This is a genomic window from Fulvivirga marina, from assembly GCF_016775155.1.
Taxonomy (GTDB): Bacteria; Bacteroidota; Bacteroidia; order Cytophagales; family Cyclobacteriaceae; genus Fulvivirga; species Fulvivirga marina.
The window spans coordinates 367,243-389,948 of record NZ_JAEUGD010000066.1 but is presented as its reverse complement, the minus strand read 5'-3'; the positions used below and the strand labels follow the sequence as shown (position 1 = coordinate 389,948).

Sequence of the window (22,706 nt, the reverse complement as noted above, 5' to 3'; positions counted from 1 at the left end):
CGGTAAAAGTAAATTCGTGTTATTAATTTTTTAGTTGAAAATTGGAATACATTAAATCTTTAAGGCTACTATTTTTCAGCCTTTTTCTTTTTGTTTCACTTTCCGGGTACGCTCAGAAAACTGTAGTGACGGGAAAAGTAACAGATGCAAACTCGGGAGACCCTGTGCCCTTTGCCAATATAGTGTTTAAAGGTACGAGTGTAGGTACTACGACTGATTTTGAAGGTAATTACCGGCTTGAAACTAATGAGCCTACAGATTCTATAGCCGCATCATATATAGGGTATATTACCAAGACTAAAGCGGTAAAGAAGGGAACTAGCCAGACGATTAATTATCAGTTGGAGGAAAATGTACTGAGCCTTCAGGAGGTTGTTTTTGTGGCGGGTGAAAATCCGGCGTTTGAGATTTTGCGTAATGTGGTTAGAAATAAAGACAATAACAATAAGCGGTCTTTGGATGCCTATGAATATGAAACTTATACTAAGATTGAAATAGATGTAGATAATATTTCTGAAAAGTTTCGGAAACGTAAGATCATGAAGAAGATTACCACGGTATTGGATAGTGTGGAGCGGATAGCCGGTGAGGATGGAAAACCAGTATTACCAGTATTTATTTCTGAGAGTTTGTCGGAATATTATTACAGGAATAATCCTAAACTACAACACGAGAAAATTCAGAAAACGAAAATTACAGGAGTGGGTATTGAGGACGGTACCTTAGTCTCGCAATTTATAGGCTCATCATTCCAAGAGTATAACTTTTATCAAAACTGGCTGAATATCGTAGGTAAAGAGTTTGTGTCGCCGATTGCGGATGGTTGGAAATTATATTATGATTATGATCTGACAGATAGTGCATATGTGGGGGATGACTATTGCTATAGGCTCGATTTTTACCCGAAAAGTGAACAGGATCTGGCCTTTAAAGGTACAATGTGGATAACTAAAAGGGAATATGCGCTGAAACAAATAGATGCAACGGTTTCTTCTACAGCTAACCTGAATTACGTTGAAAAGATTAAGATACAGCAAGAGTTGGCCCCAACAGATGCCGGGCCATGGATTCCGGTAAAAAACAGAGTGCTATTGGATATTGGTGAGGTAACTAAGGATATGGCAGGAGTTTTGGCCAAATTTTACACCTCCAATAAAAATATAAAGGTCAATACGCCTCAGGATCTTAAATTTTATGCTCAACCCATAGAGGTGGCAGAAGATTTTAAAATTGGCAATGATAATTCTTTCTGGGATAGCCACCGTCATGAACCACTAACACCTACAGAACTGAGTGTTTATAAAATGATAGACACTCTCAAGAACATTCCGGTGGTGAAAACCTATACCGAGATACTTAAAGTAGCCATCAATGGATATAAGAAAGTAGGGAAGTTTGACGTGGGACCATACCTGTCTCTTTATGCTAATAATACAGTGGAGGGACATCGCTTTCAAATAGGAGCACGGACAAATATTGATTTTAGCGATAAGTTCGTGTTTGGAGGTAGAGTGGCTTACGGTACCGAGGATCAGGAGTTTAAATATCGGGGATTTGCTGAAATGATTGTTGATCGGGACCGATGGACTTTGCTGAGGGCTGAATATACCAAAGATATAGATCAGGTGGGGCTGTCAGCGGATGACCTTCTAGATAATTATATATTCCTGGCAGCAACAAAGTTTGGTAATCTGATCAGGCCTTATAAGTATCACCAGGCTAAGATGAGCTTTCAAAGAGAGGTTTTTAAAGGTCTTACACAAAAGGCGAGTTTCCAGTATCGTACGTTTGATCCTCTGTACAACTTTGCATACTATACTAACCCGGATCAGGCAGATTCACCAATTGCTGATGAGTTCCAAACCTCAGAATTAATTCTGGAAACACGGTTTGCTAAAGATGAGGTGTTTGTCCAGAATGATAATCAGCGTATAAGCTTGGGGACTCAGAAATGGCCAATAGTTACTCTAAGATATACCAGAGGTTTAAAAGGGGTGATGAATAGTGATTTTAACTATAACAAATTGGGAGTTAATATTACTAAAAATATGAAAATGGGATTCTTTGGTACATCGAGTTTCTCTATTACAGGTGAACATATTTTTGAAACTTTACCATACCCTTTGCTTAAGGCTCATATTGGTAATGAGTCTCTATTCTATACCTCTGCGGCATTTAACCTTATGAACTTTTCAGAGTTTGCTAGTGATAGCTATGCATATCTTAAATATAACCACCACTTTGAAGGGTTTCTTTTAAACAGAATTCCGCTTATGAAAAAGTTAAAGTGGAGATTGTTGGCAACAGCCAATGTTATATATGGTCAGCTGAGAGAAGAAAATCAGGCCTTAATCCCTGAGTTTACGGAGGATGGGGAGGTTGTGAAACCAATAGGATCTTTTAGTAAAAATGAACCCTATGTTGAAGTAGGGTATGGTGTTGAAAATATTCTCAAAGTACTTCGTGTAGATTTTCTACATAGGCTCAATTATCTTGATAACCCTGATGTGGATAAATTTGGTATTAAAATTAGCTTCCAGTTTATTTTATAAACGATTTATTGTTTTTTTTGGTAGGTCATAACTTATTTTTGAAAATAAAACTATGTTGATTTTTATCCCTTAACCATTCCATTATTTTTGTGTAGGTTATTTGAATGATTCATGTCGTTAAAGATAAAGCTGATTATAGGTTTATGCGGTATTCTCTTTGGTGGGTGTGTAGAGCACTCCAAGGATGCGCTGCTTGACACCGAAATAAAAGTAAACCCTAATGAAGCGTTAGAATACCTTCGTGAATTGGCTGATGATGACCCTGATAACCCTGAAGTATTTTACCAGTTAAGTAAAGTTTATTTTGATCAGGGTAACTATAGCCAGGCTCAGCGAAATATTCGAAAGGCGGTTGATATAAAGGGAGACTACTCCGAATACCATTTTATGGAAGGCAAGATATATCAACAGCTAAATAAGCCGGAAGAAGCAGTTAAAGCCCTGCTACTTGCAGAAAGTATGGGAAATATCAATCACGAGCTTTATCAAATAATTGCTGAGGAATACATGAGGCTCGGGATGGGCAACAAGGCAAAGGAGGCTATTAGTAGGCTTACAAGTATAAATCAGTCAGCAGAGTCGTATACTTTACAGGGACAGATCATGTTGTCATTGGGAGATACCACTGAGGCTATTACCAACTTTGAAAAATCTATCTCCTTAAATAAGGCATTTAAGAAGCCGTTTATAGTGTTGACAGACATAAACATTGCGAGAAATAACGTGAAGAGGGCTTTTAGTCTTCTTAATCACCTTATTGAACAAGAGCCTGAGAACCTGGGTTTCCTTGAAAGAAAGGGAGATTTGTTGCAGCGGACAGGCTTGTTAGATAGTGCAGCGCAAATTTTCAAATATATCGCTTCTAAGCGGGATGATTATATGAATTTGTATAAATTGTCAAACATCTACTATCTTATGGGGGAGTATGATTCTTCAAGAGTGATGGCGGAGAAAGCCTTTATGAGGAATGAGGGGTTCCTTGATGCACAATTGGTAGTGGCGAGGTCGTTGGATAAATTACGTAAGTATCAGGAAGCCATTGATGTGTATGAGCTAATAGTGGAGTCTGATTCTACATTTAATTTAGCTATTACTGAATTGGACAATTTGAAAAGAAAAGTTGCATATTTGTGGCGGTTGGAGCAACAGCGTAGAGCCTTGGAAAATGTTCCGCCTCCAGTACAGAAAAAGGAATTACAGGATAATTAGAAATTAGATTTAAATAATGATCAAAATAACATTGCCTGATGGTTCGGTCAGGGAGTATGAGCAGGGAGTAACAGGTCATGATATTGCCATGAGCATTAGTGAAGGACTTGCACGTAATGTGCTATCAGTGAAAGTGAATGGCGAAGTTTGGGACTCAAACAGGCCTATTAGCAATGATGCAGCGGTGCAATTGTTGACCTGGAATGATGATGAAGGGAAGTCCACTTTCTGGCATTCTTCAGCGCACCTTCTTGCGGAAGCTCTCGAAGAACTGTATCCGGGGGTGAAATTTGGTATCGGTCCTCCTATTGAAAATGGCTTCTACTATGATGTGGATCTTGGAGACAAAGAGTTTGGGGAGGATGATCTGGAAAAAGTAGAGCAAAAAATGCTTGAGCTGGCCAGAAATAAGAATGAGTTTGTACGAAAAGATGTCAGCAAGGCCGATGCTTTAAAGTATTTTGAAGAGAAAGGTGATGAATATAAAATTGAACTGATCCAGGACCTGGAGGATGGTAAGATAACTTTTTATGAGCAGGGTAACTTCGTTGACCTCTGCCGTGGTCCTCATGTACCTCATACAGGTGTAATAAAAGCCATCAAACTAATGAATGTGGCAGGTGCTTACTGGCGGGGTGATGAAAACAGGAAGCAGCTGACAAGGATTTATGGAGTTTCTTTTCCTAAGCAGAAAGAGCTTAAAGAACACCTGGAAAGGCTTGAGGAGGCCAAGAAACGTGATCATAGAAAACTAGGTAAGGAACTGGAGCTATTTACCTTTTCTGAAAAGGTAGGTTTAGGATTACCGCTTTGGTTACCTAAGGGCACTATTTTGAGAGAGCGTCTTGAAAACTTCATGCGTAGGGCTCAGGTTAAAGCTGGGTATGACCCAGTGGTGTCGCCTCACATTGGAGCTAAAGAGCTTTATGTTACTTCAGGTCACTATGAGAAATACGGGGAAGATTCATTCCAACCTATAAAGACACCGAATGAAAATGAGGAATTCTTGTTAAAACCGATGAACTGTCCTCATCATTGTGAAATTTATAAGCACAAACCCCGATCTTACAAAGATTTACCCGTAAGGTATGCGGAGTTCGGTACGGTATACAGGTACGAGCAAAGTGGAGAACTTCATGGACTTACCAGGGTTCGTGGTTTTACGCAGGATGATGCACATATCTTCTGTCGCCCAGATCAGGTGAAGGAGGAGTTTATAAAAGTAATTGACCTTGTACTTTATGTATTCAAGGCATTAGGCTTTAAAGACTATACTGCTCAGGTGTCATTAAGAGACCCTGAAAACAAGGCCAAGTATATCGGAGATGATGCACTTTGGGAGAAAGCAGAGCGTGAAATACAAGAAGCTGCCGATGAGAAAGGTTTAGAAACTGTAACAGAGCTTGGTGAAGCTGCATTTTACGGCCCTAAACTTGACTTTATGGTAAAAGATGCATTGGGGCGTAAGTGGCAATTAGGTACAATACAGGTAGATTATAATCTGCCTCAAAGATTCCAGTTAGAGTATACTGGAGCTGATAACCAAAAACACCGCCCGGTAATGATCCACAGAGCTCCGTTTGGATCAATGGAAAGATTTGTGGCTGTATTGATAGAGCATTGTGGAGGAAACTTCCCATTGTGGCTGGCGCCGGATCAGATGGCGATACTTCCTATTTCAGAAAAATATCATGAATATGCACAGGAAGTTTTTAGTAAGCTGGGAGAAAAGGATATCAGAGGTTTCGTTGATGACAGGGACGAGAAAATAGGTAGGAAAATACGAGATGCTGAGGTTAAAAAGGTGCCATTTATGCTGATAGTGGGAGAGAAGGAGCAGAATGAAGGTCGTGTTTCTGTAAGAAGACATGGACAAGGCGATCTGGGTAGTATGCCGTTGGCTGAATTTGTTGAACATTTTCAGCAAGCAAGTGCGTCTGACTTTAATTAGGGTTAGATTGCATAATAGTGAAAAGCTATATACATTTTGACTTATTCAAATAATATAGCGATATTTGCAACCTGTTTTTTCGAACTAAACTACGGAGGTTAAAATTAGTAAACAAAGATTTCAGAAAAGGGGCTTTCGAGGGAGAGTTGAGGAGCCCTATAAAGTAAACTCGAAGATCACTGCACGCCAGGTAAGGGTTGTTGGTGAGAATGTAAAAGTGGATGTATATCCCATCGAACAAGCTTTAAAAATGGCCAGGGAGCAGAACTTGGATCTCGTAGAGATCTCTCCAAAGGCTGATCCTCCGGTTTGTAAGGTTATTGATTATTCGAAGTTTAAGTACGAGCAGAAGAAAAAACAGAAGGAAATAAAGGCGAAAGCTCAGAAGACCGTAATTAAAGAGATTCGCTTTGGTCCTAATACTGAAGAGCATGACTTTAATTTTAAATTGAACCATGCCCAGAAGTTCTTGAAGGAAGGGGCTAAGGTAAAAGCGTATGTACACTTTGTTGGTCGAACAATCGTTTTTAAAGAGCGTGGGGAAATACTTTTGTTAAAGTTTGCTCAGGCGCTCGAAGATTACGGCAAAGTAGAGCAATTGCCTAAGTTGGAAGGTAAGCGAATGACAATGTTCATTGCTCCTAAACCAGCCAAATCAAAGAAATAGTACAGATCAAAATAAATATTTAAAATGCCTAAAGTAAAAGTAAAATCAGGAGCGAAGAAGAGATTCAAGCTGACGGGGACTGGCAAAATTAAAAGAAAGCATGCTTTCAAAAGCCACATCCTGACTAAAAAAGAGACTAAGCAAAAGCGAAATCTCACAAAAATGGCTTTAGTTCATAAGTCAGATGAGCCTAACGTAAAGGCCATGCTTAATATCTAAGCCGGTAATAACTAGGTTTTAAAATGTATAACCAGGTTAATTGGCTTTAAAGTGTTGTCACAAGTTAATACGCTTATGACAGACGCCATTGACCAAAAACAATTAACAAAATGCCAAGATCAGTAAATCATGTTGCGTCTAAAGCGCGCAGAAAAAGAATACTAAAAGCTGCCAAAGGTTACTTTGGTAGAAGAAAGAACGTTTGGACGGTAGCGAAAAATGCTGTCGAAAAAGGTTGGACTTACGCATACCGCGATAGAAAGGCAAAAAAGAGAGATTTTAGGAAATTGTGGATTCAAAGAATCAATGCTGGAGCAAGACTGCATGGTATGTCTTATTCACAGTTCATGGGTAATGTTAAAAAAGCAAATATCGACCTTAACAGAAAGGTACTTGCTGACTTAGCAATGAATCACCCAGAAGCTTTCGAAGCTATCGTAAAAAAAGTAAAATAAGTTTAACCCGATCTGTATTATTAAGGCTGCCATTGGCAGCCTTTTTTGTTTATACACAAAATAGTTTTTAAAAGGTAAAATATAGCCTGCTAGTTGAGACTACGGGGATGCTTCTTAATTAAGGTGAGGAGAATAGGAATGTAAGGAGGTCTTAGTTTGTTCAGCGTCATAACCGTTGAAAGGAGAGCTTCCTGCTATGTAACAGGAAGCGGAAAAGAGTAGGGGAGCTCTGGAGGGTACTATGTGTTAATTAACTCCTTGTCCCATGCTTTTAAATTGGCCACTAGCGGCTATTCCTTTGTTGTTAATATTATCCAGGTTATACTTAAAGCCTAAAGCCGTGCCATTGTTTTGAAAGCTTATGCCAGCGCCGTTAAGAATGCCATTGTCTTCAGTAACTATCAAGGTATAACTATTAGAAAACTTTGATGTAATCCTATTCAGGTTTTCGGGAGTACAATATTTCCTTCCAACAACGAGTATATGCAGTTTGGTAAGGTCCAGTTGGTTCTCCTTTAAAATGTTTATGGCTACCACGTTTTGGTTACCCACTGAGCGTCCCATTGTTTCCTCAGAAATCTCTTTATATAGATCAAATGAACCATATACTCCAATGTTAAAAAAGCCATGCTTTGATTGGTCAGGCCAGTTCATATACCGGGTAAAGGCATTGATAAATTTAGCTTTATAATTTTGTTGTGCCGATACGCTAACGTTAGCGGCTAGAAGGATACCCAAAAGTAATACCAACTTTCTTTTCATCTTTTTGGTTTTTTGTTGTTTGTATGTTCATCAGCGAAGTTAAGTAAGGAGCATTACCTCAATATTAATGACAATTCAAGGAAGCATTAAGGCTATGGTTTATAGGAAGTTGGCAAGGAACTCTATTTACCAGTGGCTAAAAGTAGTTGCTTAGTTGTACTGACTTGACAATCGCTCACCATTACCCTAATGATCTCAGAATTTATTATATGATAGGTGATGCAAAAAATAATTTGAATGATAAATTTAATGCATGTAGAGACTTTAAGAGTTTCAGAGAGCTTGGTTCTGAGGCGGCGGCTGATGCAATTAGTGGGTATTGCATTGAGTGATGAAAGGAGAGGTGAGCATATGTTCTCAGGCAGTTTGGATAGGTAGGTCGTCCATCAATGCCCACGCTGTCCAGGAACCGTCGTAAACAGCTTTATCATTCTTGCATATTAGTTCGCAGGCCATAAGAACAATGCAGGCTGTTACACCTGATCCGCAGGAAAAGATCAAAGGGGTACACCCTTGGATTGATTGACCAAAGACCTGTTGTAATTTTTCGGGAGCTTTGAAGAAACCATCGTTAAGTACCTGTTCAAAAGGAATGTTGATGGAGTGAGGGATGTGCCCACTTCTTAAGCCTTCTCTGGGCTCGGGAGTTATTCCTTTAAAACGTCCTTCAGTACGTGCATCAATGAGGAGAGCATCTTTCGTGCTGAGGTTGTCAATGACCTGGGCTGTTCCTACGACTAATTCTGGTGTATAGTTGGTAGTAAAATTTCCATTACTGTTGATTTTGTCAGGGAATAATGCCGTATCAAACCCATATTTAACCCATGCAGGAAGACCTCCATCCAACACTGAGATGTTATTGTGCCCCATGACCCTGAACATCCACCAAACTCGAGGACTGGTATAGTTTCCTAGATTGTCATAGACGATAATTTTGCTCGTATTGTTGATGCCAAGTTTCCTGCATTCTTTTTGAAAGACTTCAGGAGAGGCCAACATTGAAGGTAGGTTGCTCTCATATGAGCTAAAAACTTTTAGGTTAAATACCCTGGATCCCTTAATATATAAAGTATCAACATTGCTAGTTTTTCCAGCTTTGTTATGCTTAGGGCTGGCATCCAGAATTACCAGTTCTGAGTCATGGAGGTTTTTATGAAGCCATTGAGGGCTTACTATCAATGGTAATTGAGGGCTGTAAGTCTTGGTCATATGGTTTACACGGCAACAGAAGAACCACGAATGATCAGGTCAGTCTTTAGTATTTTGATTTCAGGCTCGATAACCTCATCTTTTTCAGCTTCAATCTCTCTAATGAGTAGTTTGGCTGCTTCCTGTCCCATTTTAAAGCCAGGCTGATCAACAGTAGTAATTGCCGGGTCAGTCATTGCAGTAAATTCCCAATTACTAAAACCTGCAATCGCAAAATCCTGAGGTATTTTGAGTCCTTTTTCTTTAACCGCTTTCATAACCCCAAGTGCAGCCCTGTCATTGATAGCAAACATGGCATCCGGAGGATTAGCAGAGTTGAGAAGTTGAGTTGTCAGTTGTTTGGCTAAAGTTTCATTATCTGCAGCACGGCCACGTATTATAATAGATTCATCAAATTCGAGACTATGTTCTTTCAGCGCCTTTTTATAACCATCCATACGGTGTTTACTCAAAATTAAATTCTCGGGACCTGCCAGGTGAGCTATTCTTTTAAAGCCTTGTTGGATCAGGTGTCTGGTAACTTGATAGGCTCCATCAAAATCATCAACAACCACCTTACTGCAGTTGATGGCATCACATACACGATCGAAGAATACGATGGGCAAGCCACGCTTGTGTATGGTTTCGAAATGGTCATACTTAGTGGTCTCTCTTGACATTGAAATCAGTATGCCATCTACTCGGTTTTTTGATAAGGCAAAGGTATCTATTACCTCCCGGTCGTACGACTCATTGGATTGCGACACTATAACGCTGTAACCTGCACTATAGGCGATATCTTCAATTCCACTAATAACTGTTGAGAAGAAGAAGTGAACAATTTCAGGTATTATAACTCCGATGGTGTTGGACTTGCTTCTTCTTAAGCTAAGAGCAATGGAGTTCGGTTGATAATTGTACTTTTCTGCCAGATCAGTGACAGCCTTTTTGGTTTCCGGACTAACGTTGGGGTGATTCTTCAGAGCTCTGGAAACAGTTGAGGAACTGATCCCAAGTTCTTTTGCAATATCCTTGATAGTAACCTGAGAATTTTTCATTCGAATGGGGCCCGCTAATTGATCCGGCAATATAACAAAAGCAGCTGTGTTAAGAAAGAAAAGGGGAGAGATGTGTGAAAAGTGCAATTTCTATAAAAAATACAATATTTGATATGGGTGATAGTCAAGTGGTTATGTTTTTAAGACAAAAGGAGAGTAGCTAAAAAACTAATGATATTCCGCAAACGTTTGCGGTGACGGTGTCATGGAAAAACGGCGAAAAAAGGGGATTTTTAAATTTGTTGGTAATGAATTTTTTATAAGATTAGTTAAGAGATGATTATGTAATTATAAAAAAAATTAATCTATAGACTGTACGCAAACGTTTGCAAAGCACCTTAGGATGGGTTTTAACGTACTTACTGTCAATCCCTAAATCTTAAAAAAATTATATTTTAAAATGGAGCTTATGAAACAAAAATTACTACTGTTTTTTATGATCCTTAGCATCACAACCTCAATGGTTTACGCCCAACAACAGACCATATCGGGTAGGGTTACTGATGCCGGGGATGGCCTGAGCCTGCCTGGGGTCAATATAATTGAGTCCGGCACCAACAATGGAACAGTTACCGATGTAGATGGTAACTATAGCATAAAAGTGGCCTCTGATGCTACCCTGATATTTTCGTATGTAGGGTATACATCGATAGAAATGCCTGTAAACGGAAGGTCAGTAATCAATGCATCGATGGAAGCTGATGTTACCCAATTGGCTGAAGTGGTTGTAGTGGGTTATGGTGTACAGACCAAAAGAGAGGTAACAGGTTCAATCGCTAAAGTTGAGGGCGAAGATCTCACCACTATTTCTGTACCTAGTTTTGAGGCTGCACTGCAAGGTAAAGCAGCAGGTGTTCAGGTGATCCAAGGTAGTGGTACGGCTGGTTCGGGATCAATGATTCGAGTAAGAGGTATTGCATCCCTTAGTGCTGGGGGAGACCCACTTTATGTTGTTGATGGTATCCCCATTACGCAAGACTATTTTCTGAATGGTGACCGCGGAGCATTTAATAATAACCCGCTGGCAACAATCAATCCCAATGATATCGAGTCGGTAGAAATTTTGAAAGATGCATCTGCTGCTGCGATTTATGGGTCCAGGGGAGCAAACGGTGTTATCCTCATAACCACCAAAAGAGGAAAAACAGGTAAACCTAAATTTGAATTCAGCACTAAGCTGGGTATTTCGAAACCCTCCAGAGAGGTAGACCTTCTTTCTTCAGAGGAATGGCTTCAGTTAAGACAAGAAGCATGGGAGAATGATGGAAATGTTGGTTTAGCAGACCTTCCCGGAGGAATTACCTGGGAGCAGGCAAGACAGACGGATACTGATTGGATTGACCTTGTTACGCAAACAGGGTTTAAGCAAGAGTATAACCTTTCTATGACTCAGGGGAATGAAAAGCTGAGCTCCTATGTAGGGGTTTCCTATAGCAACAACGAAAGCTTTTTGAACGGGAACAGCTATGAAAGGTTTAGTGGAAGAGTAAATCTCGATTACAATATTATGGATAACCTGAAAGCTAGTCTGACTACTTCATTGAGCCAGGGTATAAATAACCGAGTGAGTGGTTCGTGGGATGGCGGCCTTGGAGCGGCTATGTCTGATGCTTTGCCTATTTATCCTGTAAGAAATGCTGACGGTACCTATTATACTGCAGGGAATAACCCTGTAAGAAAACAGGAGCTGGTAGATTGGAGAAGTAGAGAGAATAGATCAATTTCAACTTTGACACTTGCTTATGAGCCCATTGATAAATTGAATATCAATGTATCAGGTAGTTTGGATTATATGGATTTGCAAGATGATCAGTTTGAGCCTGCAGAATGGACAAATACTGAAAATATAGCGAGAAGATATCCTACCTGGGTGACTAACTATACTATATCTGGTACAGCCTCTTATGACTACACTCTAAAAGATAATAATAAGTTTACTTTTCTGGTAGGGGGGGAGTACCAACGTTCACTCACTGAAAAATGGAACAAAATAGAAGCTTTTGGAGTAAGTGGTCCGTTCTATGAAGATCCTTCTATTCCAGATCGTGGTTTGGACGGAGAGGGTAAACAACTATCTAACCCCGTATATGAAACTGCTCCTGATGAAGTTTGGTCTTTTATAAGTTATTTCGGACGAATTAACTATGCTTATAAAGATAAGATATTTCTGAAAGCCTCGGCCAGGGTAGATGGTTCTTCCAGGTTTGGACAGAATAACCGTTATGGTTTCTTCCCCAGCGCGGGTCTGGGCTATGTAATATCAGAGGAGGATTTCTTCCCTAGCTCCAATGTGGTGAATTTCCTGAAGCTTAAAGCGAGTTGGGGTATTACCGGTAATGCAGATATCCCTAATTACCAGAGGTGGGGTACTTTCCAAAGACGCGAAGGGAACGACGGTAATCCTTATAACCAGGAGCCTATAATATTCCCGGTAAGACTTGAAAACCCGGATCTTCAGTGGGAGGTTCAGAGAACATATGATTTTGGTTTTGAATTAGGTTTATTCGAGGACCGCGTAGTGGCTGAATTGGCCTATTTTGATAAAAATTCAACAGATGTTTTGATAGATAGGTTGGTGCAGGCTTCTACAGGTTTTCAAAGATACTTCGAAAATATAGCAGAGATTAATAATCGTGGTTTTGAAATTGGTCTTAAAACGAGAAACCTGACAGGTGCCTTTACCTGGACTACTGATATTAATGCTTCTCGTCTTGATAATGAGGTTATTGACATAGGAGCAACACCTCCTGATGCCATTGCCGGGTCAGGGGACACCAGGGTAGTTGAAGGTTTACCGGTAGGTGTTAACTTCCTGAACAGATTTTCGAGGGTAGACCCTGAAAATGGTTTACCTATTTTCCTTGATAAAGAGGGTAATGAGACTTATGAATTCAACCTTGATGACAGGGTTCCTGTAGGAAGTGTAGTGCCGGATTGGACTGGAGGTATAACCAACTCCTTTACTTACAAGAATTTTGATCTAAGTGTACTTTTTACCTTCACTATAGGAGGCAATATCTACGATGATTCAGGAAAAAGACAGTTGGGAGTAGTCTCTGACTGGAATATGCGTAGAGAGATTGTCGACAGGTGGAGAGAGCCAGGAGATGTAGCTCAATTCCCAAGACTAACTATGGAGCCGAGCACTTATGGAGGTTTGGCAAGTTTCTGGAATTTGAACACTACACAGTTCCTTTATGATGGTACATACGGCAGAATCAGAAATGTGACCTTAGGGTATAACCTACCTTCTGATCTGGTAAGCAAGCTGAGACTGAGAAGTGCCAGAGTTTACTTTAATGGTACTAACCTGATAACTTTTACTAAATATCCGGGGGCTGATCCAGAAATTGTAAGAGACCATAACGGTCGTCAGGGAAGGAATCTAAGCCCGAATGTGACCTATTTAACAGCTCCACAAGAGAAGGCCTTTATGCTTGGTATCAATGTGGGCTTTTAATCAAATAAGATGAATAATATGAAAATATTTAAGTATATATTCTTAGCTGCTATTATTACTGTATCCTGTGACGACCTTTTGGAAATAGAGCCAAAAGGAGAGATAATAGCTGACGATGCATTACAGACCCCTCAGGATATGCAGGAACTTCTTAACTCTGCATATGATGCACTACGGGGCGATGGGGGAGACTTTTTAGGAGGAAGAGTTCAGGCGATAACTGAAGTAATGGGCGATAATATTGATGGAAGTCAAACCAATCTTAATAATGCCGACTTCAGGGCCTACTATAACAAAACCAGTACTTTCTTTACGGGGTATACTCAAGACATGTTTGATGAACCTCATTATGTGATCTACAGGGCCAACGTGCTACTTAAAAACCTCGACCTGATAGAAGGACTATCTCAGTCAGAGCAAGATAGAATTGCAGGTGAAGCAAAGTTCCTGAGAGCAATTTGCTATTTCGAGTTAGTAAGGTTGTTTGCTCATCCCTATGGGTATACTCCTGATAATACTCACCTTGGAGTGGTTTTGCGTACTGAACCTTCTGCTGAAGCGAAGAACAGAAATACAGTTGGCGAAGTTTATGAGCAAATTGTAAGTGATTTGTCAGATGCAGCTTCATCGCTTCCTACTTCAAATGGGGTGTATGCAGACTCTTGGGCTGCCAAAGCTTACCTGGCCAAGGTACGTTTCTTTATGCATGATTATGAGACGGCCTTTAATGTAGCTACTGATGTGCTTAATAATGGACCTCATGCTTTTAACTCTGATGCTGATGAGTATCAGAATCGTTATTCAACTGAAGGTACCAACGAAGCCATTTTCGAGATGGTAAGTAATCCAAATGATCACAGAGGTACCCAGCTATCAACACATTTCAGGTCTGATGGAGATAACCCTCCAACTTTAAGAATATCCAGGGATATGTATGAGTTGGCTACTTCCAGTGCCGATGACTTAAGAGGCCAGAACTGGTATAGAATAGAAAATGAGGGAGCTGAAAATGAGGCTATCTTTATTACCAAATATGATAGTATAAATTATTTTCAGGTGCCATTAATGCATGTTACAGAGCTCAAACTGATAAGGGCAGAGGCTGGTCTGGAATTAAATACCACAGCATCGATTAATACTGCTGTTGATGACATTAATGACATCAGAGCAAGAGCAGGCCTGACACCAGTAACCAGTGGAGTAGGTCAGGTTTCGCTGTTAAATACAGTGAGAGAGGAGAAAAGAAAGGAATTGGTATCAGAAGGACAAAGATTTCATGATTTGAGACGAAGAGGTGCAGCAGGGGAGAGTAGTTTAAGGATTAGGAACTCCGCATGGGATTGTCCGGGTATGTCCATACAATTCCCTGATACTGAAATAGCCGGTGCAGGTGGTACAGATGTTTTTACACCTAATATTGAAGGTGGCTGCTAACAACTAAATATTAATAAAGATGAAAAAGACATTTATATACATAACACTCCTGGTATTTGGCAGTTTACTAGCTACCGGGTGTATTGAAGAATATGGAGGAGTAGGAGAGCCCGTGGATAAAGTAAATGAGTTGGCAGGTACGTGGAAGTTGGGATCAGTTATTCAGGTTGACGAAGATGCGGTAAGAAAAGGTTTTCCTGCTTTTGTCCAGACCTTGGATATTACTGAAGTTTTTAGTTATACAGATTATACGATGACTCTTGAGGTAAGCGGAGGAGCTCCGGCAAGTTTTGCCATTGAGAGAGGCAACTCTCCTGCTATTTTAGGAGTTGCCTCAGGACAATGGACCCTTGACGACCTACAGGCGCCAACACAAATCATATTTGCTGATAGTGAAGCACTTGAATTTGAAAGCTATCTGGAGCTCCGGGAAGGAGTACTGAACCTGAAGTTTACAAGGTATCAAACCAATAGCAAAGGAGAGAAAAGTGCTTTCTTGAGCTATAGATATCGTTTTATCAAACAATAAAGGAAATAATGATGAAGAACATATTAAAAATTTTATTGCTTGCTTTATTGCCCCTGGCAGGAACGGCTCAAACTGTAACGACAAGCCCAGGAGTGTTTACTGCTGAAGATGAAGTAACCCTCACAGTTGATGTATCCGGTACTAGTCTGGCAGGTTATACCGGCGATGTATGGATTTGGGCCTGGATTGCAGAAGGCTGCTCTTCAAGCTGTGATGCACCTACAAATATAGATCCGGCTGGCGGGGCAAATACAGAAGGAGCAAAGGTAACGAGAGATGAAACTAATTCTGATGTTTATAGAATTACCTTCACTCCTGTAGATTTTTTTGGCAAAGCACCTTCTGAAATAGGGAAAATTGGGTTGAAACTTAAGAGCCAGAGTTGGGGAGACGGCAAACAGTCGGATAATGATCTGACTGTGGCAGTACAACCTTTAGTATTTATCCCATCTGAGAACCGTACATTTCCCGTAAAGTTCACCGAAGAGGATGTGGTGACACTGTTTTTTGATCAGAATCTCACCAGTAGTTCAGGTATGAAATCTGTTGCAGAGGTCTACGCCTATCTTTTTGTCAGCGGACAGAATGCTGATGGAACTGACTTTCAGGATGTGGTTAAAGCCCAGTGGTCAGAAGTAGGTTCTACTCCTGAATTGAAGCTTCTGGATAGAGGTGACGGTTTATATTCCATTTCACTTATACCGAAGGCCTTTTTTGATGTCGCTGAAGGAGCTACAATAACTAAGATTGGTTATATATTCCGAGATGCAGGAGGTACGGTTCAGAGTGACACATTTGAGGCATTTCCTATAACAGAAGATTAAATTATCAGTTATGAAAAACATTTATTTAATACTTATAGCAATTTTTATTGCCTTTTCCTGCGAACAGGAAGAGTTTGAAGGTTCCGGACTGGAGAGTCTGCGCGACTTTGAGTTGAACCCTGTTTCAGGGGCACGAATAGAGTTGAATTCAGTAGCTCCTGATGAGGAAGTTGTAATTAGCTGGAATGAAGCCAGAAGTGGATTTAACTCTACGGTAAATTATACTTGGTTAATAGATGAAGTAGATGGGGATTTTAGCTCTCCGCTACTTTCCTTTCCGTCCGATAATGATGGTACGGCCACGCAAATTTCCCTCACCAATAAAGAGTTTGATCAGGCTCTGGAGGCATTAGGCTTAAATATTGGTGATGAGATAGAAGTGAAATGGACAGTTTTAGCAACGAATGGTGATTTGACCAAAATGGCTGATGCAAACACTATCACGTTAAAACGTTATGTGGATGCTATATCTCCGATTGATTTGTTAACACCAACGGATGAATCGATTCAAAATCTGGATATAGCAAACCCACTTTCTGAAGTGAAATTTGAATGGGACAGTGCTTTTTCCGGATTAGGGAATAATGTAGTTTACACATGGCAGGCTATATTGTCAAGTGGTGATTTTTCGAATCCTGATTTAGAATTTAGTTCGAATATTGATGGGGGTGAGAATTACTTGACTTTAACACACCAATTGTTAGAGGATACACTTGCTTATTTTGGTATTGAGGAAGGTAAGAGCGCCACTATCCAATGGAGGGTATTGGCTCAATCTGGTAATTTATCATTGGAATCAACTCAGGACTTTTCTTTAACTATTAGGAGATTTGTGAATATTACTGAGCTTTATCTTGTCGGAGGCTCAACCTCTGCCGGATGGAATGAATTTACGGCTGTCCCATTTAGGTTAATACTGGGATCATCTACTGAGTTTGAAATATACGAATACATAACGGTCGATGGCGATGGGTTTAAATTCTTACCAACACTAGGCACTTATGAAGGTGACATAGGTAAGAAAGTTGGTGAAGAAGGTATATGGGCAGAAGAAGGAGAAGAAAACGTAACTGTAACTTCTGATGGGTTTTATAGAATTGTATTTGATGCGGCCAATGGTACTTATTCAGTGACGGAGATAGGTTGGGCGATTATAGGGAGTAGTACTCCAAATGGTTGGAACGACCCAGATACGGATATGGCGCATTCGGGAGTTAAAGGAGACTATAAATGGACCATTACTACAACTCTAATTGACGGAGAGCTGAAGTTTAGAGCTAATGATGGATGGGATATTAATTTTGGGGATAATAGTAATGATGGTTCAATAGAGTATAGTGGTGCAAATATCCCAGTTTCAGGAGGTACTTATACAGTTACATTGGATTTAAATCCTGTTAATGGTTATTCTTATAGTTTAAATTAATCTTTTCATAGAAGGGGCAGGGTAGTAACCATTGCCCCTCTTTTTCTTCCTCAATTTCTTACTTATGCGAATTATTTTTTTAATTCATGCTCTATGTTTCTTGAGTCTTATTACAACGGCTCAAACATTCACAACAAACCCCGCCTTTCCAACAGCCGATCAGCCTTTAACATTAACTGTAGACGTTTCTTCAGTACCTTCCCTGGCTGATGAGTCCGCAATTTGGCTTTGGGCATGGCTTCCCGACTGCTCTTCCAGCTGTGATGCCCCTACAAATGTTAATCCTGCCACCAGCGCACAATCTGCCGCTAGATTTAGCTCAACCGCAGACCCTGATGTTTTTACCTTAACCTTTACACCAACTACCTTTTTTAACAAACCAGCAGATCAGATTGCCAGAATTGGATTTAAAGTAAAGGCTGATGACTGGGGTAATGGTCAAAGCCCGGAAAATCTGTTTATTGATATTTCAACAGGGGAGCTTGAGGTATCTTTTTCTGAACCTTCTGACGAGTACTTTTTTGTAGATGCAGGAAGTGTTATCAATATTGTGGCATTAAGTTCAGTATCAGCAGACCTTGAATTGAAGATCAATAATGTAGTGGTAGAGACTTTAACAGGTACAGTGCTAAACTATGGACATAATGTCGTTGAAAGTGGAACCATTGAAGCTACAGTTACAGCTTCGATTGGAGGTGAAATAGCTACCGATAAATTCTATTTTATTGTTAGGCAGGCAACTGAAAGTGCTACCATGCCAGCCGGCATTATTAAGGGAATAAATTATGATGCAGATCTTTCAAAAGTAACACTATGCCTGGAGGCACCGGGAAAATCCAGTGTTTATGTTATAGGAGAATTTAATAATTGGATACCTTCTACTACCTACCAAATGAAGCAAGATGGTGAGCTGTTCTGGCTGGAAATAAACGGGCTTAACTCAGGACAGGAATATGCTTTTCAGTACTTTATTGATGAAGAAATTATTGTAGGGGATCCCTATGCAGATAAAATTCTGGATCCTAATAATGATCCGTTTGTACCGACGGTAACTTACCCAGGGTTGAAGACCTATCCGAACGGAGCATCTGGCAATGTTTCTGTTTTACAGACCAGCCAGGTGCCTTACAACTGGCAGATTACTAATTTTCAGCAGCCAGCAAAGGAAGATCTGGTTATTTACGAATTGCTGGTAAGGGATTTTGATCAGGAGCAGAACTACCAAAGCATAATTAACCGGCTTGATTACCTTCAGGGACTTGGTGTTAATGCCATCGAACTTATGCCGATTATGGAGTTTTCCGGTAACCTGAGCTGGGGCTATAACCCGTCCTATTTCTTTGCCCCGGATAAATATTACGGTACTAAAAATGATTTGAAGTCGTTTATTGATGAGTGCCATAGCCGAGGTATTGCTGTGATACTTGATATGGTACTTAACCATACCCATGAAGATAATCCTTTGGCCCAATTATACTGGAACCAGTCAACCTACAAGCCAGCGGTGGATAACCCTTGGCTCAATGTAACTCCACGCCATCCTTTCAATGTGTTTTATGATTTCAATCATGAGTCCTTATACACACAAAATTTTGTAGATACGGTTAATCATTACTGGCTTCATGAGTACAAATTTGACGGCTATCGCTTTGACCTCACCAAGGGCTTTACCCAAGACTTTACCGAAGGCTCTGATGTTGGAGCCTGGAGTGCATACAATCAAAAACGGATCGACCTTTTAAAGCGAATGGCGGACGCCATTTGGTCCCATTCACCGGAGGCTTACGTTATATTCGAGCACCTTGCAGACAACAGCGAAGAGAAAGTGCTGGCCGACCACGGTATAATGCTCTGGGGCAATATGAACCATAATTTTAACCAAAATACCCTTGGCTTTAGTGATGGCTCTGCTATAGATTGGTCATACTATAAAACACGGAATTGGCAGGAACCTAACCTCATTGCTTACATGGAAAGCCATGATGAAGAGCGTTTGGTATATCGAAATATTAGTTACGGTAATTCAATTCCCGGAAGTTATAATACCAAGGAGCTGGATATAGCTCTGGAGAGAGTAAAAGCAACATCAGCAGTATATTATGCTATAGGTGGTCCAAAAATGATCTGGCAGTTCGGTGAATTAGGTTACGATAAATCGATAGAGCTTAATGGCAGGACAGGAGAGAAGCCCATTCCATGGGCAGATGGAGGCCTGGGATACAATGAAGACCATGAAAGGTTAAAACTTTATGATGTTACTGCCGAGCTTGTGAAGTTAAAAACATCATACCCAATATTTTCTAATAGTATTACTACCATCAATGAATCGGAACCATTGGTAAAGCAGGTTACCCTTAAAACAGATCCGTTTGTGAGTAACCCCGGATCAGTTGATGAAATGAACCTTTTGGTTGTGGCCAATTTTAATCTTACAGCGAAAGATATTGCAGTAAGCTTTCCACATACAGGAAATTGGTATAGCTATTTTGCCAATGGAGATGAGCTAGGTGTAGAGGCGAGCCCTAAGGTATTGCAGTTGCAGCCAGGCGAGTTCAGGATATATACAGACATTAAATTGCCTGCAGTGGCCGCCGAGCTAACTGATTTTGTTCAGCCCATAGCTCCAACCGGCTTGTCTGCTAAGGTTACTGGCAATGAAATAGAGTTGAACTGGAAGGATAATTCATCCATAGAAACAAACTACCAAGTATGGAGGTCAACTGGAGAAGGTTTTGAGTTGATAACCACTGTAAACTCAAATGTTAGCAGTTATATTGACCAGAGTGTAGAGGAGCTAACTACCTATACGTATAAGGTAACGGCAAAAAATGCACATTATACCTCAGATTCAGAAGAAACTACCGTTACAACCACTGAATTTGTGACCGGTATAAACGGCGGGGTTAGCGAGGCCTTGAAGGTTTATCCTGTACCGGCAAAAGATTACTTAAAGATTGACGGAATAAGGGGTAATTCGACTTATGAAATACTCAACCTTGCAGGGAAAAGTATACTTGCAGGAAATGTCAATGGGTATGTTGATGTTAGCACTTTGCCTAAAGGCGTATATGTGCTAACAATAAAAAATAGTAAAGACTTACATAAGATAAAGTTTATTAAAGCAGGTCAGTAAAACTAAAATAGATGCTATCTGTTGATGTCTAAAATACTTAGAGGATATTCAGACTCAGTAGCTGTCAAGATCAGAATGACCACATAAAGCAATTATGAAGGTATATAAACACATGTTTCTAGCCCTGGTCTTCATAATGGCCATGTCCTGCCAGTCTGAGCAAGGGTCAAGAGAACCTATCTCAGCCTGGCCTCAACAGGGTATTACCTATGAGATTTTTGTGCAGTCTTTTTATGATTCTGACGGGGATAGCATCGGCGATATCAACGGGATGACTCAAAAGCTTGATTACTTGCAAGACCTGGGAGCAGAGGCCGTTTGGCTCATGCCTATTATGCCTTCACCAAGTTACCACAAGTATGATGTTACCGACTATAAGGGCATCCATCCTGACTATGGTACAATGGATGATTTTAAAGGATTTGTTCAGGAGGCGCACAACCATAATATCAAAGTCGTGATAGATTTGATCATTAACCATACTTCTTCGGAACACCCCTGGTTTAAGAGCGCTACGCAAGATGAAAACAGTCAGTATCGCAACTATTATGTTTGGGCAGATAAAGACTCAATCGCCGATCAATTAGCTAAAAAAGAGGTTTCCTTTGACTCGGATAATATCACCCAATGGCATGCCGTAAATGGAGACACTACAGCGGAGCATTACTATGGCTTCTTTTATGGAGGTATGCCAGACCTGAATTATGACAACGCCAAACTGAGGGCAGAGATCTATGATATTGGTAGGTTTTGGTTACAGGACGTGGGTGTTGATGGTTTCAGGTTAGATGCCGCTAAGCACATTTACCCAGACGACAGAGCTAATGATAATCATGAATTCTGGAGGGAATTCAGGGCTGAGATGGAAAAGGTGAAGCCTGATGTTTACCTCGTAGGAGAGGTGTGGGCCAATACAGACATACAAGCGCCTTATGCCGAAGGATTTTCAGCATTATTCAACTTTGACCTCGCGTTCAGCATTCTCGAGACATTAAATAAGGAAGTGAACGTTTCGGCAGCTATTACCGGTCATGGTTGGACTACCAATGAAAAAGGGAGCATAGTGAATAACTATACGGGTGGACAGGAAAAATTTAAACAATATAATCCTGAGTTTGCCATAGCTACATTCCTTAGTAACCATGATCAAAACAGGGTGATGAGTGTGCTCAATAATGACATGGAGAAAGCCAAAGCCGCCGCATCCATTTTGCTGACCCTTCCGGGAGCACCCTACCTTTATTATGGTGAAGAAATTGGAATGAGAGGGCTAAAGCCTGATGAACACATTAGAGAGCCATTCCTTTGGGAAGCTGCTGCGAATGATAAGGGCCGAGCCCAATGGATAAAACCCCAGTTTACCACTGACGAATCCGTTAAGCCCCTCAGTGAACAAATGGAAGACCCCAATTCTCTATTTAACCATTACAAGAAGATGATAGCCCTTCGTCGAGGTAGTGATGTACTTACTTATGGCGACATTGAAATGGTAGAACACCCCAATCCTGCATTGTTAGTTTTTAAACGCACATACAAAGGCCAGGAGTTATTGGTAGTGCATAATGTTTCAGGGGAGGAGCAGTCTTTGGAGGGATTGCCAGAGGGGTTTGATGAGATATACAAGTTTTTTGATGAAGGTACACCTCAAAATTCCTTAAATGCTTATGAGAGTACAATATTGAACTAAGGCCTTTGACCACACTTTTTCTAAAGCACTATCTTAACTTTTTATTTGATATAAAGTCTAATCTGCCTTCCTTGCGCCGGAATTTTAGGCTTTAATTAAAATATTATATTTTGACTTACTTTAGTTCCTCTTAATTTAAGAATTAAGATTTT

At 40.4% G+C, this 22,706-nt stretch carries 16 protein-coding genes; 13 read left to right on the top strand and 3 right to left on the bottom strand.

Annotated features, from left to right (window positions below; translation table 11 throughout):
- Window positions 1-41: 41 nt before the first annotated feature.
- From JMN32_RS22540 to rplT, 6 genes are all read left to right on the top strand, one after another.
- A complete protein-coding gene (locus tag JMN32_RS22540) occupies window positions 42-2,552 on the top strand; it encodes a DUF5686 and carboxypeptidase-like regulatory domain-containing protein (protein ID WP_202858645.1) in 2,511 nt (836 codons plus the stop codon).
- A 111-nt stretch (window positions 2,553-2,663) separates the two neighbouring features.
- The gene (locus tag JMN32_RS22535; RefSeq protein ID WP_202858643.1) at window positions 2,664-3,761 is read left to right on the top strand and encodes a tetratricopeptide repeat protein; all 1,098 of its coding nucleotides are present in this window, start codon (window positions 2,664-2,666) and stop codon (window positions 3,759-3,761) included.
- Between the two features lie 16 nt (window positions 3,762-3,777).
- Entirely contained in the window at window positions 3,778-5,712 is a 1,935-nt protein-coding gene (thrS, locus tag JMN32_RS22530) for a threonine--tRNA ligase (protein ID WP_202858642.1), read from the top strand.
- 103 nt (window positions 5,713-5,815) lie between these two features.
- Window positions 5,816-6,379: a translation initiation factor IF-3 gene (gene infC, locus JMN32_RS22525; protein WP_202859079.1), complete on the top strand. Its 564-nt coding sequence runs from the start codon at window positions 5,816-5,818 to the stop codon at window positions 6,377-6,379.
- Between the two features lie 24 nt (window positions 6,380-6,403).
- Window positions 6,404-6,598, top strand: coding sequence for a 50S ribosomal protein L35 (rpmI, locus tag JMN32_RS22520; protein ID WP_202858640.1), 195 nt, complete (start codon window positions 6,404-6,406; stop codon window positions 6,596-6,598).
- A 110-nt stretch (window positions 6,599-6,708) separates the two neighbouring features.
- Window positions 6,709-7,053: a 50S ribosomal protein L20 gene (rplT, locus tag JMN32_RS22515; protein ID WP_155176851.1), complete on the top strand. Its 345-nt coding sequence runs from the start codon at window positions 6,709-6,711 to the stop codon at window positions 7,051-7,053.
- A 246-nt stretch (window positions 7,054-7,299) separates the two neighbouring features.
- On the opposite strand, the gene JMN32_RS22510 is transcribed toward rplT, so the two are convergent.
- The 3 genes from JMN32_RS22510 to JMN32_RS22500 all read right to left on the bottom strand — a co-directional run bounded on the left by JMN32_RS22510 (window position 7,300) and on the right by JMN32_RS22500 (window position 10,061).
- Entirely contained in the window at window positions 7,300-7,815 is a 516-nt protein-coding gene (locus JMN32_RS22510) for a YfiR family protein (RefSeq protein WP_202858638.1), read from the bottom strand.
- Window positions 7,816-8,172: 357 nt separating this feature from the next.
- Window positions 8,173-9,024 carry a sulfurtransferase gene (locus JMN32_RS22505; RefSeq protein ID WP_202858636.1) on the bottom strand — a complete coding sequence of 284 codons (852 nt, stop codon included), beginning with the start codon at window positions 9,022-9,024 and terminating at the stop codon, window positions 8,173-8,175.
- 5 nt (window positions 9,025-9,029) lie between these two features.
- The gene (locus tag JMN32_RS22500) at window positions 9,030-10,061 is read right to left on the bottom strand and encodes a LacI family DNA-binding transcriptional regulator (protein ID WP_202858634.1); all 1,032 of its coding nucleotides are present in this window, start codon (window positions 10,059-10,061) and stop codon (window positions 9,030-9,032) included.
- Window positions 10,062-10,470: 409 nt separating this feature from the next.
- Between JMN32_RS22500 and JMN32_RS22495 the strand changes: the two genes are divergently transcribed.
- The 7 genes from JMN32_RS22495 (at window position 10,471) to JMN32_RS22465 (ending at window position 22,554) form a co-directional block, all read left to right on the top strand.
- Window positions 10,471-13,521: a SusC/RagA family TonB-linked outer membrane protein gene (locus JMN32_RS22495; RefSeq protein WP_202858633.1), complete on the top strand. Its 3,051-nt coding sequence runs from the start codon at window positions 10,471-10,473 to the stop codon at window positions 13,519-13,521.
- A gap of 18 nt (window positions 13,522-13,539) precedes the next feature.
- Complete coding sequence (locus tag JMN32_RS22490; protein WP_202858632.1) at window positions 13,540-14,955, top strand: RagB/SusD family nutrient uptake outer membrane protein; 1,416 nt, start codon at window positions 13,540-13,542, stop codon at window positions 14,953-14,955.
- A gap of 19 nt (window positions 14,956-14,974) precedes the next feature.
- Window positions 14,975-15,484 carry a DUF5004 domain-containing protein gene (locus JMN32_RS22485; RefSeq protein ID WP_202858631.1) on the top strand — a complete coding sequence of 170 codons (510 nt, stop codon included), beginning with the start codon at window positions 14,975-14,977 and terminating at the stop codon, window positions 15,482-15,484.
- 8 nt (window positions 15,485-15,492) lie between these two features.
- Window positions 15,493-16,308, top strand: coding sequence for a DUF4961 domain-containing protein (locus JMN32_RS22480; RefSeq protein WP_202858630.1), 816 nt, complete (start codon window positions 15,493-15,495; stop codon window positions 16,306-16,308).
- Window positions 16,309-16,318: 10 nt separating this feature from the next.
- Entirely contained in the window at window positions 16,319-17,734 is a 1,416-nt protein-coding gene (locus JMN32_RS22475) for a SusE domain-containing protein (RefSeq protein WP_202858629.1), read from the top strand.
- 100 nt (window positions 17,735-17,834) lie between these two features.
- Window positions 17,835-20,867 (top strand): alpha-amylase family glycosyl hydrolase, encoded by a 3,033-nt coding sequence (locus JMN32_RS22470; protein ID WP_202858628.1) that lies wholly within the window; start codon window positions 17,835-17,837, stop codon window positions 20,865-20,867.
- Window positions 20,868-20,961: 94 nt separating this feature from the next.
- Window positions 20,962-22,554 (top strand): alpha-amylase family glycosyl hydrolase, encoded by a 1,593-nt coding sequence (locus JMN32_RS22465; RefSeq protein WP_202858627.1) that lies wholly within the window; start codon window positions 20,962-20,964, stop codon window positions 22,552-22,554.
- The last annotated feature ends 152 nt before the right edge of the window (window positions 22,555-22,706 follow it).

Bases quoted from the DNA above. Each gene is read 5' to 3' on its own strand.
- JMN32_RS22535 (WP_202858643.1), top strand. From the start codon at position 2,664: ATGTCGTTAAAGATAAAGCTGATTATAGGTTTATGCGGTATTCTCTTT.
- thrS (WP_202858642.1), top strand. From the start codon at position 3,778: ATGATCAAAATAACATTGCCTGATGGTTCGGTCAGGGAGTATGAGCAG.
- rpmI (WP_202858640.1), top strand. From the start codon at position 6,404: ATGCCTAAAGTAAAAGTAAAATCAGGAGCGAAGAAGAGATTCAAGCTG.
- rplT (WP_155176851.1), top strand. From the start codon at position 6,709: ATGCCAAGATCAGTAAATCATGTTGCGTCTAAAGCGCGCAGAAAAAGA.
- JMN32_RS22510 (WP_202858638.1), bottom strand. From the start codon at position 7,815: ATGAAAAGAAAGTTGGTATTACTTTTGGGTATCCTTCTAGCCGCTAAC.
- JMN32_RS22505 (WP_202858636.1), bottom strand. From the start codon at position 9,024: ATGACCAAGACTTACAGCCCTCAATTACCATTGATAGTAAGCCCTCAA.
- JMN32_RS22500 (WP_202858634.1), bottom strand. From the start codon at position 10,061: ATGAAAAATTCTCAGGTTACTATCAAGGATATTGCAAAAGAACTTGGG.
- JMN32_RS22495 (WP_202858633.1), top strand. From the start codon at position 10,471: ATGAAACAAAAATTACTACTGTTTTTTATGATCCTTAGCATCACAACC.
- JMN32_RS22490 (WP_202858632.1), top strand. From the start codon at position 13,540: ATGAAAATATTTAAGTATATATTCTTAGCTGCTATTATTACTGTATCC.
- JMN32_RS22485 (WP_202858631.1), top strand. From the start codon at position 14,975: ATGAAAAAGACATTTATATACATAACACTCCTGGTATTTGGCAGTTTA.
- JMN32_RS22480 (WP_202858630.1), top strand. From the start codon at position 15,493: ATGATGAAGAACATATTAAAAATTTTATTGCTTGCTTTATTGCCCCTG.
- JMN32_RS22475 (WP_202858629.1), top strand. From the start codon at position 16,319: ATGAAAAACATTTATTTAATACTTATAGCAATTTTTATTGCCTTTTCC.
- JMN32_RS22465 (WP_202858627.1), top strand. From the start codon at position 20,962: ATGAAGGTATATAAACACATGTTTCTAGCCCTGGTCTTCATAATGGCC.